Annotated in this window: 17 protein-coding genes; 8 read left to right on the forward strand and 9 right to left on the reverse strand. The window is 41.7% G+C overall.

The window, feature by feature from the left end; genetic code table 11:
* Positions 1 to 7 precede the first annotated feature (7 nt).
* The 3 genes from SYN7509_RS0216460 to SYN7509_RS0216470 are packed head-to-tail and all read left to right on the forward strand — an operon-like array spanning position 8 to position 1466.
* Positions 8 to 457, forward strand: coding sequence for a hypothetical protein (locus SYN7509_RS0216460; RefSeq protein WP_009632295.1), 450 nt, complete (start codon positions 8 to 10; stop codon positions 455 to 457).
* Entirely contained in the window at positions 435 to 860 is a 426-nt protein-coding gene (locus SYN7509_RS0216465; RefSeq protein ID WP_009632294.1) for a hypothetical protein, read from the forward strand. Before SYN7509_RS0216460 ends, SYN7509_RS0216465 begins: the two co-directional genes overlap by 23 nt.
* Before the next feature lie 30 nt (positions 861 to 890).
* On the forward strand, positions 891 to 1466 hold the full coding sequence (locus tag SYN7509_RS0216470) for a Uma2 family endonuclease (RefSeq protein ID WP_009632293.1): 576 nt from the start codon (positions 891 to 893) through the stop codon (positions 1464 to 1466).
* A 3-nt stretch (positions 1467 to 1469) separates the two neighbouring features.
* Here SYN7509_RS0216470 and SYN7509_RS0216475 read toward each other — a convergent pair whose 3' ends face one another.
* From SYN7509_RS0216475 to smpB, 3 genes are all read right to left on the reverse strand, one after another.
* Entirely contained in the window at positions 1470 to 2198 is a 729-nt protein-coding gene (locus SYN7509_RS0216475) for a DUF3891 family protein (RefSeq protein WP_009632292.1), read from the reverse strand.
* 278 nt (positions 2199 to 2476) lie between these two features.
* Positions 2477 to 2788: a WGxxGxxG family protein gene (locus SYN7509_RS0216480; RefSeq protein ID WP_009632291.1), complete on the reverse strand. Its 312-nt coding sequence runs from the start codon at positions 2786 to 2788 to the stop codon at positions 2477 to 2479.
* Positions 2789 to 2919: 131 nt separating this feature from the next.
* Positions 2920 to 3390 carry an SsrA-binding protein SmpB gene (gene smpB, locus SYN7509_RS0216485; RefSeq protein WP_009632290.1) on the reverse strand — a complete coding sequence of 157 codons (471 nt, stop codon included), beginning with the start codon at positions 3388 to 3390 and terminating at the stop codon, positions 2920 to 2922.
* A 306-nt stretch (positions 3391 to 3696) separates the two neighbouring features.
* Here smpB and SYN7509_RS0216490 point away from each other — a divergent pair, with 306 nt between their 5' ends.
* Entirely contained in the window at positions 3697 to 4359 is a 663-nt protein-coding gene (locus SYN7509_RS0216490) for a response regulator transcription factor (protein WP_009632289.1), read from the forward strand.
* 8 nt (positions 4360 to 4367) lie between these two features.
* Here the strand turns inward: SYN7509_RS0216490 and SYN7509_RS0216495 are convergent, their stop codons facing one another.
* The 4 genes from SYN7509_RS0216495 to murC form a co-directional block, all read right to left on the reverse strand.
* Complete coding sequence (locus tag SYN7509_RS0216495) at positions 4368 to 4838, reverse strand: low molecular weight protein-tyrosine-phosphatase (protein ID WP_009632288.1); 471 nt, start codon at positions 4836 to 4838, stop codon at positions 4368 to 4370.
* A 60-nt stretch (positions 4839 to 4898) separates the two neighbouring features.
* On the reverse strand, positions 4899 to 5243 hold the full coding sequence (locus tag SYN7509_RS0216500) for a YbaB/EbfC family nucleoid-associated protein (RefSeq protein ID WP_009632287.1): 345 nt from the start codon (positions 5241 to 5243) through the stop codon (positions 4899 to 4901).
* A 69-nt stretch (positions 5244 to 5312) separates the two neighbouring features.
* Positions 5313 to 6221: a UDP-N-acetylmuramate dehydrogenase gene (gene murB / locus SYN7509_RS0216505; protein WP_009632286.1), complete on the reverse strand. Its 909-nt coding sequence runs from the start codon at positions 6219 to 6221 to the stop codon at positions 5313 to 5315.
* Positions 6222 to 6232: 11 nt separating this feature from the next.
* Entirely contained in the window at positions 6233 to 7708 is a 1476-nt protein-coding gene (gene murC / locus SYN7509_RS0216510; protein WP_009632285.1) for a UDP-N-acetylmuramate--L-alanine ligase, read from the reverse strand.
* Positions 7709 to 8186: 478 nt separating this feature from the next.
* Between murC and SYN7509_RS0216515 the strand changes: the two genes are divergently transcribed.
* Complete coding sequence (locus SYN7509_RS0216515; protein ID WP_028954384.1) at positions 8187 to 9200, forward strand: type I glyceraldehyde-3-phosphate dehydrogenase; 1014 nt, start codon at positions 8187 to 8189, stop codon at positions 9198 to 9200.
* A 213-nt stretch (positions 9201 to 9413) separates the two neighbouring features.
* Entirely contained in the window at positions 9414 to 9647 is a 234-nt protein-coding gene (locus SYN7509_RS0216520; RefSeq protein ID WP_028954385.1) for a hypothetical protein, read from the forward strand.
* Here the strand turns inward: SYN7509_RS0216520 and thiL are convergent.
* Both thiL and SYN7509_RS0216530 read right to left on the reverse strand, forming a co-directional pair.
* On the reverse strand, positions 9644 to 10624 hold the full coding sequence (gene thiL, locus SYN7509_RS0216525; protein ID WP_009632281.1) for a thiamine-phosphate kinase: 981 nt from the start codon (positions 10622 to 10624) through the stop codon (positions 9644 to 9646). The genes SYN7509_RS0216520 and thiL overlap by 4 nt on opposite strands.
* 10 nt (positions 10625 to 10634) lie before the next feature.
* A complete protein-coding gene (locus tag SYN7509_RS0216530; RefSeq protein WP_009632280.1) occupies positions 10635 to 10853 on the reverse strand; it encodes a hypothetical protein in 219 nt (72 codons plus the stop codon).
* Positions 10854 to 11069: 216 nt separating this feature from the next.
* On the opposite strand from SYN7509_RS0216530, the gene gyrA reads away from it, so the two are divergent.
* Together gyrA and lnt are read left to right on the forward strand one after the other, a co-directional pair.
* Positions 11070 to 13709 (forward strand): DNA topoisomerase (ATP-hydrolyzing) subunit A, encoded by a 2640-nt coding sequence (gene gyrA / locus SYN7509_RS0216535; protein ID WP_009632279.1) that lies wholly within the window; start codon positions 11070 to 11072, stop codon positions 13707 to 13709.
* Positions 13678 to 15354 carry an apolipoprotein N-acyltransferase gene (lnt, locus tag SYN7509_RS0216540; protein WP_009632278.1) on the forward strand — a complete coding sequence of 559 codons (1677 nt, stop codon included), beginning with the start codon at positions 13678 to 13680 and terminating at the stop codon, positions 15352 to 15354. The genes gyrA and lnt overlap by 32 nt, the downstream gene beginning before the upstream one ends.
* Positions 15355 to 15363: the final 9 nt, after the last annotated feature.

Genomic DNA, 15363 nt, shown 5'->3' on the forward strand with positions numbered 1-15363 from the left:
ACAATCCATGACAAATCAACAGATAGTAAGTAACCAGGATAATGTTGCAGCCATTATTAACCGAGTGGCGATAATAGATGTTGATGACTTCCTGGGAGCTTACAAGTTAATTTCTGATAGCCTCCGACAGAACATAACCAACCTTGAAGAACTAAAATCTGTTGATTTTATTCTTGTAGAAAACTTTTATAAAAATTATCAGCGCCAAGGTTACAATAATACTCTCGTTTTGACAAAGCCCCAGGACTCTATTAACGTATTGGTTTTAGGGAACTTCGATAGAGACTTTCCGATTATTTGGGAAGTTTCAAAAATCTTTGCAGATTTTTATTTAGAATTTTTAATTTTACCAATTATTACAACAATTAGCCACGAGCTATTTTTAGAAAAATCTCGTAGTTATACAAAAAAAATTCAAAACTATGTGATAGTGTATGACAGAAAAAGAGATATATAAAGAATTAGCTCAACGATACATCTTTAGTGCAGAACAGCACATAGTTAAAGGCATAAATGTTGAAGAAGTTATAGCTTTTATGGCATATCATGCTTTTGAGTGTCTCTGTTCAGCCGTAATAGTTGATTCTGGACAGAACCCCTCTAGAAAACATAAAGAAAAGTTGAGTAATTTCTTAACTCTATGCAGAAACAATTTTAAAAATCAAATAAATTCAACAGATTTAACAGATATTTCACAGATGATTGTGGCTTTAGAGAATATAAGAAATAAACTTCTTTATCCTGAATCCCAAGCTGGAAATATATTTAAGTCTCCTAAAGAGCAAATTATACTTACGGATGCGCAGACATTAGTACAAAATGTAGCCAACATAATTCAAAAAATTCTTAAAATTATTTAAAAAAAGTCAATTTATATCTGAAATTACATAATGGATGCCTTAACTATAAATTTTGCTCCAATTATTAACCTGACAGACGAGCAATTTTTTCAGCTATGTCAGCAAAACGAACTGATCCTATTTGAACGTAATGCTGATGGAAGTTTGATATTGATGCCTTTGGTTGGAGGTTTGACTAGCAACCGAAACGCTAATTTAACTTGTCAACTTGGGATGTGGAATCAAAAAGAAAATTTAGGAATTGCTTTCGGTTCTTGTACTGGTTTTACCTTACCAAATGGAGCGGTGAGAAGTCCGAATGCGTCTTGGTTGCAGCGCCGCCGATGGGATGCGTTAACTCAAGAGCAAAAAGAAATCTTTGCGCCTGTATGTCCTGACTTTATAGTGGAATTTTGTTCTGATACTAACTGTTTAAAACGCCTGCAAACTAAAATGCATGAATACCGAGATAACGGTACTCAACTAGGTTGGTTGATAGATTTTAAAAATCAGCAAGTAGAAATCTATCGCGCCCATAGAGAAGTACAAATAATTGTTTCCCCTAAAACCTTATCAGGAGAAACAGTTTTACCCGGTTTTATCCTCAATCTCGAACAAATTTGGTAGTAATTATTGCTTAACTAGCGTCCACTCCAACAATTTAATCGGCGCATTCTGCAACGCTGTAGTAAGTTCGGCGCTATCAGTAAACTGTACTTGGTCTAAATAACACGCTTCCACAGAGACGGTAAACTTTTCTTGTTCAAAAGGCCAAGGTTTGACGCAGACATTACCCTCGCTTGTTTCCATCACATCATACCGCTTGCCGTCGGGCCCCTTACTAATTTCTAAAGCTCGTTCTCCGGCGGGTAGTTCACGATTGCAAAGAATTAAGGAAAAGCGATCGCACCATTGAAAAAAAGCATAGGCTTTTTCTGCTTCTTCTTTGGTAACTTTTAATTCTTTGCGCCATTTAGCTTGATTTGCTAGTTGCTCATCTAAAAAACTATCGAGTTCCGGCGATTCTCCCCGTTTACCTTCATTGAGAAAGCTTGTGTGCATCGAAATTAGCATTGCTACCCATCTTCCCCGATAGCGAGAATTGACTGTTTGCTCTTTGAGCTTTTTTAAGTCAGTTTCTTTATCAAGCATAAAATCTAAAGGTGTACCTGCGGGGGTCAGGTTTTTTCCTTCCCATTCGCGCTCTAAATCGTCGTGATGAGAAATAGCCGCTACAGTTTCAATAATCCGTTGTGGTCTATCTTTAGAATGCCAATGTCCAGCTATTTCCGCCGCTAGTAAAGCATGGGCGCGATGGTATATTATTTCCCAGCCCTTTTCGTGTTGGTTAGCGATCATTTACTTTTGCTGTTATTTTTATTTTTCATCATCGCCCAAACTTAATAAAATTTTCCTCCCTCAGAATAAGGATTGACAAAATCAAATAGTGCAAAAATTGTTAAATTTAATACAAATAAAGCCTCAGATATGCTCTGAGACTTTACTTATGTTTTGATATTTGTGAGGAGTAGATAAGCACGACTTGAGACAAAGAATTGAAAACTTAACGGTAATTAAAGCGCTTCTTACAAAATGGCATCATGCAATTATTGCCACCTAAAACAAGCAGATAGATTTTACTCTCTATAACCTGGGGTTGTACTGACTACATCAGGATCGCGGTAAGCAGTAACAGTTTCTTTTTTACCAGATAAACCAGCTAAACCAGCTAAACCAATTAAGCCTAACCACCCCCAATCGAAATCGCGATCGCCTTGCTCAACATTATTAGTACCATCAATTGGTGCGGTAGTTGTGGTATCGGGGGCTGTAGTTGTTCCGGGAGCGGTTTCTGTTTGAGCAGAAACTGGGAGAGATAGAGGTAGAACTGCTAGGCTTAAACCAATAGCACTAGCACCAATAAGATTCGATAGGTTAGAACATTTCATAGCAGGTTATTCCTATTTTTGATTACGAGTCACTACTAAACTATCGGTTTTACTCGCTGTTAAAATCAACCTTCCGCTATAACCTTGGGGCATTACATAGTCTTACTAAAGAGATACAACGCCAAAGAGGTTTAATAATTTTTCATTGCTCTTTCTATGTCTCGCCGATCTTGACGGCGTTTTAAATCTTCCCGTTTGTCATGCAATTTTTTACCCTTACAAAGCCCAATACTGACTTTGACTAAACCTTTTTTTAGGTACATTTTCAAAGCTACTAACGTTAATCCTTGCTGTTCTACCTTGCCAATTAACTTGCGAATTTCTTGGCGATGAAGCAGTAATTTGCGGTTGCGGCGGGGTTCGTGGTTAAAATAACTCCCGCTACCTGTATAAGGAGAAATATGCACATTGATTAGCCATGCTTCACCTGCACGAATTAAAGCATAGCCATCCTGGAGGTTGGCTTTACCTTCTCGAATAGATTTTACTTCAGTTCCGACTAGCTGAAGCCCTGCTTCATAAGTTTCGAGAATTTCATACTGATAACGGGCTTGACGATTATCGCTAACTACTTTGTAACTGCTTTCGCTCTTTTCGCTCATGTACACTCATTGCCGCTTCAATGTTTTCGATCTAGAGATAGGAAGGGGTTTATCCATCTTAATCAAAAAATTTACCTAATTGTCTATTTAAAGGTACAAGTAGAGTTTTTGATAGTCGTTTATTCTAATAGAAAATAGCTGAAGGTCAAATACCTCTGCCTTAGCCGAGGATAATTTTTCAGTTTGTTTACTTATAACTATTTATTCGTTAGATGTTGTGATAATGAGTCAAGCATATTTATAGATCGCAGCTAATTGATTGTTTTAGTTCCAGTTACTTTAGTTATATTACGTTAATTTTTTATCATGCCTTTGACGATCCTAATTGCTGATGATGATTTAGGGACTCGTCTAGCGATCGGCGATTACCTTGAAATACATGGTTATAGCGTTATTATGGCTGTAGACGGTCAAACAGCGCTAGAGATGGTAGAAGCTTATCATCCCCATCTGATGGTGACAGACATTATTATGCCCCGGCTAAATGGTTATGAACTGGTAAGAAAAGTCCGCCAGCATCCAGTATTTCGTCTGCTACCAGTGATATTTTTGAGCAGTAGAAACAAAACTGAAGAACGCATCCAAGGCTATAAGTCTGGTTGCGATATCTATTTACCCAAGCCTTTTGAGTTAAAAGAATTAGGCGCAGCAATTCACAATCTTTTACAGCGAAATCAAATACTGCAATCTGAATATCGTGCATCCCCGATCGCCGAAGTTAGCCACTATTTACAGCCTTCTAGTGCAACTTTTGTCCAAAGTGATAATTTACTCCTACACCTAACTTTGCGGGAACAGCAGGTAGTCTTGTTGCTCACTCACGGGCTTTCTAATGCAGAGATTGGTGATAGTTTGCATTTAAGTCCTCGCACGGTGGAGAAATATGTTAGCAGTTTGCTGAGAAAAACTAATACTAGCAACCGGGCGGAGTTAGTGGGTTTTGCGATGAAAAATCATTTGGTAGAGTAGAGACGCGATTATTTTTTTGTTACTTCCAGCAACCCAGTACAGGCATCAACAAGTAGATCAATTACATAATTAAATCCTTCTGTACCACCATAATAAGGATCTGGAACTTCTTGATTGGAATATTTGGAGCAATATTCGCACATTAAATGGACTTTATGACTGTACTTACCTGTAGGATCAAGAGCCAAAATGTCTTGATAATTAGCCTTATCCATAGCCAGGATTAAATCAAAATCTTTTAAGTCCAACGGTTGCAAATGCCGAGCTTGACCAACTAGCTCAATACCTAGTTTAGTAGCGGCGGCGGCATTCATCCGGCGATCGGGTGGATTGCCAACATGATAACTTGCTGTACCCGCCGAATCGCAAGAAATCCTATTTCCCAAATCTGCCTGTTCGATCAACTGATTCATAATATTTTCCGCCGTAGGCGATCGGCAAATATTACCCAAACAGACAAATAAAAGTTTGTACGTCATAAGTATTGATTAGATTGAGTGCTGGCACTACTATTAAACTAGCGCCGCACTCACACCTATTTACATTCCTGGTAATTCTAAACCACTGGTTAATTCTTCCATGCGATCGCGCATTACAGCAGTAGATTTATTATAAGCATCCTTCATAGCTGCGGTTACAAGATCGGAAAGTACGTCGGCTCCCTCGGCGACAGCTTCAGGAGAAATTTCTACTCGTCTCGGTTCTTGATTGCCGCTTAAAACAACTTTAACTAAACCACCACCAGCTTCGCCGGGTATTTCCATCTGCTCTAATTCTATTTGCAGGGTTTTGGCATTCTCTTGAACTTGCTGGGCTTTTTTAAAAGCATCAGCTAATTCCTTCATTTTACCCAACCCAAAACCAAACCCTTGTCCTTTTGTCATGATATTGACCGCTTAATAATTTTATTTTAGTTCCATTAAATTATAGATGGGCAGTGGAAGTTACTAGCGCTATTGACCAATTGGTTGAAATTCTCCCAACATTCTTACTTCTGGATGCAGCCAAATTGACCAATTTTGTTGTACTTGTTGCTGTACGTGATAAATCAGGCTAAAAATATCGTTAGCTTTAGCACCGCCGCAATTAAGAATAAAATTGGCATGGCGTTGGGCTATTTGGGCTGCGCCGACTTGGTAGCCTTTAAGTCCGCTTTGCTCAATTAGCCAACCTGCCGTATAAGGTAAGGGGTTACGAAATACGCTACCACAACTGGGTAAATGATACGGTTGGCTGGTTTTTCGCTGCTCTAGGTGTTGGCTAGTAGTCGCCATAACTAAACTGGAGTCAAAGCCAGGTTGAAGTTGTAAAGTAGCTTGCGTAACAGTGCGATCGCTTCCTTGCAGTGAAGAAGTACGATAAGTGTAATTTAGTTCCTCTAAACTTAGTGTCTCTATTTTCCCTGACGGTAAAAGCACTTGAGCATTAACTAACATATCGGCGATGCAGCTTTTATGAGCGCCCGCATTCATTACTACCGCTCCGCCAATGCTTCCGGGAATTCCTACCGCCCATTCCAATCCTTGCCAACCTCTTTCGGCGGCTTGCCAAGCAAGGCGCGGTAGAGGCTCTCCGGCGGCAACGGTAACAGTACCGGTGTGGGGATTAAATTCACTATGGCGCAAATGACGAGTGCTAATTACTAATCCAGGAATACCGCGATCGCTTATAAGTAAGTTAGATCCTGCTCCCAGCATGGTAACTTTTAAGTCTCGCGCTTCGGCGTATTCAAAACTAGCTTTCAATTGTTCTAAATTACGCGGTGCGGTGTACCACTCCGCCGGGCCTCCCACTCGAAAGGAGGTTAAGGTAGCCAGAGGAATTTGGGCTTTAATTTGACAATCAGTAGCTGGTAGGTACATAGGGTTATAAGTTAAGCAGATATTTGATTGATGGCAGAAATCACATTAGGGATAATTTGATTGAGGTTTCCCGCGCCTAGAAACAATGCAATATCGCCAGGGCGGAGGTTCTTCAGCAGAAATTTAGAAACATCATTTAAGCTAGGTTGATAAGTTACTTGCTGTTGTAAAGCTATTAGTTCTACAAGTTTTTGACTACTAACTAACCCCAAGTCTTGCTCTCCTGCGCTATAAATATCTGTAATTACAACCAAGTCAGCATTTTGGAAAGATTCTGCAAACTCTGTTAAAAAAGTTTGGGTACGGCTGTAACGATGGGGTTGAAAAATTGCTATTACTCTTGCTTTGGGCTTTACTTGCAAACGCGCAGATTCAAGCGTGGCGCTGATTTCGCTGGGGTGGTGGGCGTAATCGTCAATAAAATTAATCCCCCCTGCTTCGCCGCGCATTTCAAACCGACGACTTGCACCAACAAAATTTTCTAAACTTTGGGCAATGGTGGCAAAATTTAGGTTTAATAACCTACCTACAGCAACCGATGCGATCGCATTACTCAAATTATGCTTTCCTAACAAGCGTAATTTTAACTGTCCTAAAACTTCTCCCCTTTCCCACACTGTAGCGCTTGTACCATCGGCGCGGTACTCAATATCGCTGACGGTGTAATCTGCGCCAGTTGGTTGCAAACTGTAGCTAATTTGGGGTTTGAGGCGATTAGCAACCGTTTCGCAATCAATGCAGCCAACCAAAATCTCACAGCGATTAGCAAAGGTGAGAAATGTTGTTACTACTTGTTCCAAATCTGCGTAATGATCGGGGTGATCTAGTTCAATATTTGTCACTACCCCAATCGCCGCCGATAATTTAACTAATGAACCATCCGATTCATCAGCTTCAGCGACTAAATACTGACTTTTCCCTACTCTAGCGTTACCTTCCCAAGCCACTACTTCGCCACCTACAACAATTGTGGGATCGATTCCTGCTTGCATGAGCATATAACCAATGGCGCTACTTGTCGTTGTTTTGCCGTGAGTTCCAGCAACGGCAATAGTAGAATATTCCTTAATTAAAGCCGCTAACAAGTCCGAGCGATGAAACACCGGACAACCCAACTCTAAGGCTGCTTTGTACTCTAAATTTGCTGTGTTTATGGCGGTAGAGTAGATTACTTGTGGTAAGGCTTTAGAGTTAGTAATTGCTGGCTTATTAATGGTTTGGGCGATCGCTCCTGTAGTTACCTCAGTTTCAACGGCAGCTTGACGGGTATTTTTTGTTAAGAAAAATTCTAAATTGTTTGCGTCTTGGCGATCAAATATATGCGCTCCAATCGCCTGTAGTTTTTGAGTAATATGGCTAGAGCGAGTATCTGAGCCAGATACAGGCAGTTGGCGTTTAGCTAAAATATAAGCTAAGGCAGACATTCCAATTCCACCAATGCCAATGAAATGAAATGGTTTGCCGCTAAAATCAACAGAATTTGGCATTTTTGCTCCTTACACCCCAACACACTACCGGATCGGGCATGAATGTCACGCGCTATCATATCAATAATTAGATTTTGTAGATAGTACAATCAGCAAAATTTTTCTATGCTTATTTAGAGAGATTTTTTACTATATTTTTAGGTAAGCTGAGTAATTGCAGTATAGGCAGACATTTTTAATAGTAAAAAATATTTAGATTCTCTTAACTTTTGCCTGGGATTAACAACTTAAATATTTTGTAATTTTTTTGTAAATTCTCCGTAGGAATATTTATAGGTATCCTTTGAAGAAGCGATCGCCAATATCCGCAGTTGTCCAAAAATATACGCAGCGCTGTAACTCATGTTGGAGTTAGATATAAAGGAATCTTGGATATTTTCGGCAAGCTTCCTAACAGCAAGTTATAATGAACCGCCCTTTGCGATATGATGTGGTTCAATACCAAAAGTTTATTCAACACACCAGAGGGCAAGACGCTGTGATTAGAGTCGCGATCAACGGGTTTGGACGCATCGGGCGCAACTTTACAAGGTGCTGGCTGGGTCGAGAAAATAGTAATATCGATCTTGTCGCTATCAATGATACTTCCGATCCAAAAACCAACGCTCACCTGCTCAAGTATGACACGATGCTAGGAACGTTGCACAGTGCAGATATTAGTGCTGATGACAACTCCATAATAGTTAATGGCAAGACGATCAAATGTACAAGCGATCGCAACCCCGAAAACTTACCTTGGAAAGATTGGGATATTGACTTAATTATTGAATCAACGGGCGTTTTTGTCAGCAAAGAAGGCGCATCTAAGCATATAAAAGCTGGTGCTAAAAAAGTTTTAATTACCGCTCCCGGTAAAAATGATGATGGTACGTTTGTAATGGGTGTCAACGATCACGATTACAACCACGAAAAGCACGTTGTTATTAGTAATGCTAGTTGTACAACTAATTGCCTAGCACCTATTGCCAAAGTGTTGCACGAAAAATTCGGCATTATCAAAGGTACAATGACTACTACCCACAGCTACACCGGAGATCAGCGTTTATTAGATGCTAGTCACCGCGATGTCAGACGGGCAAGAGCGGCAGCAATGAATATTGTACCAACTTCCACCGGTGCAGCCCAAGCTGTAGCGTTAGTATTGCCAGCCTTAAAAGGTAAGCTAAATGGTGTAGCTTTGCGCGTACCTACTCCTAACGTTTCGATGGTGGACTTGGTAATTCAAGTTGAGAAACACACCTTCGCCGAAGAAGTAAACAAAGTTTTGCAAGAAGCAGCAGAAGGCGATCTTAAAGGCATTTTGGCTTATAGCGATTTACCCTTAGTTTCGTCAGATTACAAAGGTCATGACGCATCTTCAATTGTGGATGCTAGTCTTACGATGGTTATGGGTAATGACATGGTTAAAGTTATGGCTTGGTATGACAACGAGTGGGGCTATAGTCAAAGAGTTGTTGATTTAGCGGAATTAATGGCGCAAAAGTGGGTTTAAGCAATCCCTAAAGGTCAAATTTCTGCCCTTGGTGGATAATACACACAACTAAAAGTATTGAAAGCCCCGGTTGAGGTAAATAACTTCGTCGGGGTTTTCGTTTAGGTAAAATTTTGATAGGTTGCCCATTTTGGAATCAATCAAAATCCTTGTAGAGACGTTGCATTGCAACGTCTCTACACTAAATCAATGCCGTATTTGTTGGTAAAAAAAATGACGATCATTGAATATGACTTGAAAGAGATCCTGATTAGGCTAGAAAACAAAATTGACAAAATTGGGGAAGATGTTTCAGATTTAAAGGTGAAAGTTGAGGTACTCGCAGAAAAAGTTGATGGTATAACTAAACGATTAGATACTCAAGAGTTTATTAATCGCGGGGTGATTATTGGCTTAATCTTGGCTGTTTTGGGCGGTTTTGCTAAAATTTTCGGACTCACAAATTAGAAATGTTGAAAGCTACGGTCAAAAGTAAGTAATTGATCAGAGTTTTGGTTAGATCCGTCGCATAATACTACTTCTTGATTAGCTGTAATTGTGCCAATAATCGCTGAATTTGGGAGTTTTTGGACTATTTGTTGAGCTTGAATTAATGGCATACACAACACTAACTCAAAGTCTTCACCGCCGTATAAAGCGTAATCTAAGGCTTGATTTTGAGGCAACCAGTTAGTAAAGGCGCTAGGTATAGGAATATTTTGATGTTCAATTTTTGCACCTACACCACTAGCTTTACATAGCTGCAATACCGCATCGGCTAACCCGTCGCTACTATCCATTCCGGTAATTGGTAAAGCAATTTGTTTAAGTAAAGGTAATACATCTAGTCTAGGATTGGGGCGTTGGTGGGCGGTAATTAAAGAAATGCGATCGCACTCCCGCAAATTTTCTCCTAATTCTGGATGTAGTAATAATTCTAATCCCGCGCGAGAAGCACCGTGTACGCCCGTGACAACGATCGCATCTCCAACTTTAGCAACATTTCGGCGAATAACATTACAGGGTTCAACTTGTCCAAAAGCTGTAATTGCAACAGTAATCACCGACGACTTGCAAACATCACCGCCGAGAATTGCCGTATTGTAAGTTTGCAGACATTGACTCATTCCCTGATATAAACGTTCTACCCAACTAACCGCCACATCTGGGGGAAGTGCTAACCCTACAGTAACACCCAACGGAGTCGCCCCCATCGCTGCTAAATCTGACAAATTAGCAGCTACAGCACGCCATCCAGCATCTTCCGGGGAAGTAGTGCGATCGCTAAAATGGACTTTATCGACCAATACATCGGTAGTTATAACTAAATCCTGTCCCGGTAACGTGGGAATCACCGCCCCATCGTCGCCAATAATTTCGGCGGGACAAAAACGCTGCAACTTTGCTAAAAGACCTTTTTCGCCAATGTCTCGAACTAATTGCAAAATAATTTACTTATTCATCGCGTTTTAAGTCGTCTCTTTCATTGCCTGATTCTTCGTACATTTGCGGTGCTACTGCTGGGTTACTAACACGTTCTTCGGGGCTTAACTCCATCATCGCATCTTCAATAGCTGGTGGATGCTTAATGCGATCGCGCATTTCTGCTGTTAGTTCGACTTCTTCGTTTTCTGTACTTTTCTCAGCTTGGCTTGGAGTTGTTTCGCTATTCATGAGTATTTTTTAAAAGGACTCTTTAGCTTAGGTTTTCTTCCATTACTAACCCACTATCAAAAGACAGAAAAACAGTCTATTTTAAAGCCCTGCTGACCCCCAAAACGTGCTAGAATTGTAGCAGAAAATGACATAAATATAGCAGCTATTTGGAATGATTTGGCGCTTTATTGAGTTTGTCTATTAAAATCTCAGGTTTTTGGAGCTTTTTGAGCTATGACGATCTCTCAGGAGAGGATTATCCCCACCGATTTGCGTAATGAAATGTCCCGGTCTTACCTAGAATACGCCATGAGCGTAATTGTAGGTCGGGCGCTTCCAGATGCCAGGGATGGTCTAAAACCTGTGCATCGCCGCATTCTTTACGCCATGCACGAACTCGGACTAACAGCCGATCGTCCTTTTCGTAAATGCGCCCGTGTAGTCGGGGAAGTATTGGGTAAGTATCACCCGCACGGAGATACGGCGGTTTATGATGCTTTGGTGCGGATGGCGCAGGATTTCTCCATGCGATCGCCCCTCATCAACGGACATGGTAATTTTGGCTCGATAGACAACGATCCACCCGCCGCGATGCGATACACCGAATGTCGCTTGCAGTCATTAACAGGGGACTCGTTATTACGGGATATAGAAGCAGAAACGGTAGATTTTAGCGACAACTTCGACGGTTCACAGCAAGAACCTACCGTACTACCCGCCCGCATTCCCCAGTTATTGCTTAATGGTTCTTCGGGAATTGCAGTCGGGATGGCGACAAATATTCCCCCCCACAACTTGGGTGAAGTAATTGATGGCTTAGTCGCCCTAATTCATAATCCAGAAATTACCGATCTGGAATTAATGCAATACATTCCTGGCCCAGACTTCCCCACCGGGGGACAGATCCTCGGAACTGCGGCAATTAAAGAAGCTTATACTACCGGGCGCGGCTCAATTTGTATGCGCGGGGTGGCAACAATTGAAACTATTGAACAAAGAGGTCGTCCCGATCGAGAAGCGATTATTATTACAGAGTTGCCTTACCAGACAAATAAGGCAGCACTAATTGAGAAAATCGCCGAAATGGTGAATGAAAAGCGCCTAGAAGGGATTTCGGATATTAGAGACGAAAGCGATCGCGATGGGATGCGAGTAGTTATAGAACTAAAGCGCGATGCCTATCCCCGCGTAGTGCTAAACAACCTGTACAAACAAACACCTGTACAGGCAAACTTTGGCGCAAATATGCTGGCGCTGGTAAATAATGATCCGCAGTTGCTAACGCTGCGGCAGTTTTTACAGGTATTTTTAGACTTTCGCATCGTTTCGATTACCCGCCGCACCCAGTACGAATTGCGGAAAGCTGAGGAAAGAGATCATCTGTTGCAAGGCTTGTTAATTGCTCTAGCAAATTTAGACGCGATTATCATTACAATTCGTCAAGCCGCCGATTCACCCACTGCCAAAGTAGAATTAATTGAGTCCTACTCTCTTAGCGAACAACAAGCCGATGCAATTTTGCAGATGCAGTTGCGCCGATTGACAGCATTAGAAGCCGATAAAATTCGCCACGAACACGATGATTTGCAAGTGCAAATTAACGACTTGCAAGATATATTGGCAAGACGCGAACGAATTTTAGAAATTGTTGAAACTGAAGTAGGACAAATCAAAGCCGCCCACTCCACTCCCAGACGCACAGTAATTGAGCGAGACTTGGGGGAACTTGGAGATATTGACTTAATCGCCAATGAAAAAGCTTTAATTTTGCTAACAGAGCAAGGTTACATTAAACGGATGCCTGTAAGCACCTTTGAGGCGCAAAGTAGAGCAACGCGAGGTAAAGCGGGAGCAAAAATTAAAGAAGATGATGGGATTGAGCATTTTCTAACTTGCTGCGATCACGACAGCGTACTATTTTTTAGCGATCGCGGTGTAGTTTATTCCCTCAAGGCTTACCAAATCCCCGCCGCCTCCCGCACTAGCCGAGGTGCGCCGATTGTGCAGATGTTGCCCATCCCCAGAAATGAAAAAATTACCTCTATCGTTCCCGTAAGCGAATTTACTAGCGAGGAATACCTAGTAATGTTGACTCGCAACGGCTACATCAAAAAAACTGAACTAACAGCTTTTAGCAACATTCGGGCAAACGGTTTAATTGCAATTTCTCTAGAAGATGGCGATCAATTACGGTGGGTACGACGCGCCAGAAATGAAGACAGTATTATTATCGGTTCGCGTTCCGGGATGGCGATTCACTTTAGAACCAATAAAGAACAATTGCGCCCTCTAGGGAGAGCAACTCGCGGCGTAAGAGCAATGAAGCTGAAAGCTGGCGACGAACTAATTGGGATGGATATATTGCCTAGTGCAGTTCTTGCTACTTTACCCGTTTTAGATAATGACACGGAAGAAGTCGAAATCGAAGAAGTAGAAGTTACGGACACTGAAGTAGAAATTGCTGAAGTAGAAGTTATAGAGACTGAAGTAGAAATTACTGAAGGTGAAGAAGTAACGGTTACAGAAGGAACAGGCCCTTGGGTGTTGATCATTACTATGGGCGGCTATGGTAAGCGAGTTCCAGTAGCTCAGTTTAAATTGTATAACCGAGCAACTAAGGGTAAAATTGCCACCAAATTTAAACCCCGTAAAATGCAAGACAAACTTGCCGCTCTCTGCGTTGTCAATACTGATGATGAGTTGATGATGGTAACAAGTCGCGGGATTATTATTCGTCAAACCGTTAATGCCATTCCTACGCAGTCTAGAACTGCTACCGGGGTTAGAGTGCAACGATTGGATGAAGACGATGCGATCGCCGATGTTGCTTTAGTACCGCCTAATGTCATTGATGATGATGTTGAGGAAGAGTAAACAACTAAAAGCGGGGGGTTTGCTCCCGCTATTTATTGCTCTAATTGCTGGGGTGCTGATGGGTTTAACCGTCGCACCCTTTGGCGCATGGTTTTTAGCCTGGATTGCTTTAGCGCCGCTATGGATTCTTATTATTGAAGGGAAAACTAATACTTTCCTTTGCGCCTTGCTGTGGGGAATTGGCTATCACGGGGTAGCGATTTGGTGGATTACAGGGATTCACCCGATGACATGGATGGGAGTACCAATTCTTGCTAGTTTAGCGATCGCTACTTTTTGTTGGATATTCCTTACCCTGTGGGGAGCAGCTTTAGTTGCAACTTGGGCAACTTGCATAAGTTTTTTAGGGAAAAATTTAGCTTTTCCCCTGCGCGTTTTAGTTGGTACAACCTTATGGTGCGGTTTAGAAAGTCTTTGGAGTAGGGGCGCGTTGTGGTGGACTACACTGGCGTACACTCAAAGCCCCCACAACACAGCTATTTTACATTTAGGTCAAATATCGGGAACTACCGCAGTAACTGCCGCTCTAGTTACCGTTAACTTGTTAGTTGCTGAAGCTTGGCTGAATACACCTGTTGCACGAATCCAGGAACGCCCCCTAAATCCCCCAACTTTGGGGGACTTAAGATCCAGTCCCCCCCAGAATTGGGGGGTTAGGGGGGCAAAATATTATTTATGTAACCGTCCTAAAGGTTACTTAAATGCGATCGCTCTACTAATCGGATTGCATTTACTTGGTTGGGGATTAGCCAGCCAGCCATTAATTCAACCTCCCGAAACCGCCTTAAAAGTAGGCATCATTCAAGGTAATATTCCTAACGAAATCAAGCTTTATCCCGGCGGTTTACGTCGGGCAATTGAAGGTTATACTACAGGCTACCAAACCCTAGCAGAGCAAGGAGTTGAGGCAGTTTTAACCCCGGAAGGAGCTTTGCCTTTATTTTGGCGAGATATCCCCAATAGTTCTTTTTACAAGGCGGTGCTTGAAAAAGGTGTTGTTGCTTGGTTGGGAGCTTTTGGAGAACAAGGAAGCAGTTATACAAATAGTTTATTTACACTCACAGGTACGGGACAAATTTACAGCCGTTATGACAAAGTAAAATTAGTACCTTTAGGCGAATATATCCCTTTTGCAGAAGTTTTAGGGGGATTAATTAATAGACTTTCCCCCTTAGAAGCCCAACAAGTTGCTGGTGCAGACAACCAAATATTTGATACACCCTTTGGACGTGCGATCGCAAGTATTTGTTATGAATCCGCCTTTTCTGAGCATTTACGCCGCCAAACAGCTTTGGGAGGTCAATTTATCCTCAGCGCTGCCAATAACGCCCACTATAGCCCCGCTATGCCCGCTCAACACCACGCGCAAGATGTAATGAGGGCAATTGAGAGCGATCGCTGGGCAGTACGAGCCACAAATACGGGTTACTCTGGCATTATCGATCCGCACGGCAAAACAGAGTGGATATCTAAGCTCAACACTTATCAATTACACGCTGCAACTATTTATCGCCGAGAAACCAAAACCTTGTACGTGCGCGCTGGAGATTGGTTAATGCTCTTACTATTGACGTTGAGCTTGATAGTTTTGGGGATAACTTTAAATAATAGTAGAAGTCACAACGAGCAACCAAGGCAACTTTAAAATTACCTC

Origin of the sequence: Synechocystis sp. PCC 7509 (assembly GCF_000332075.2) — a bacterium.
Lineage (GTDB): Bacteria > Cyanobacteriota > Cyanobacteriia > Cyanobacteriales > Chroococcidiopsidaceae > Aliterella.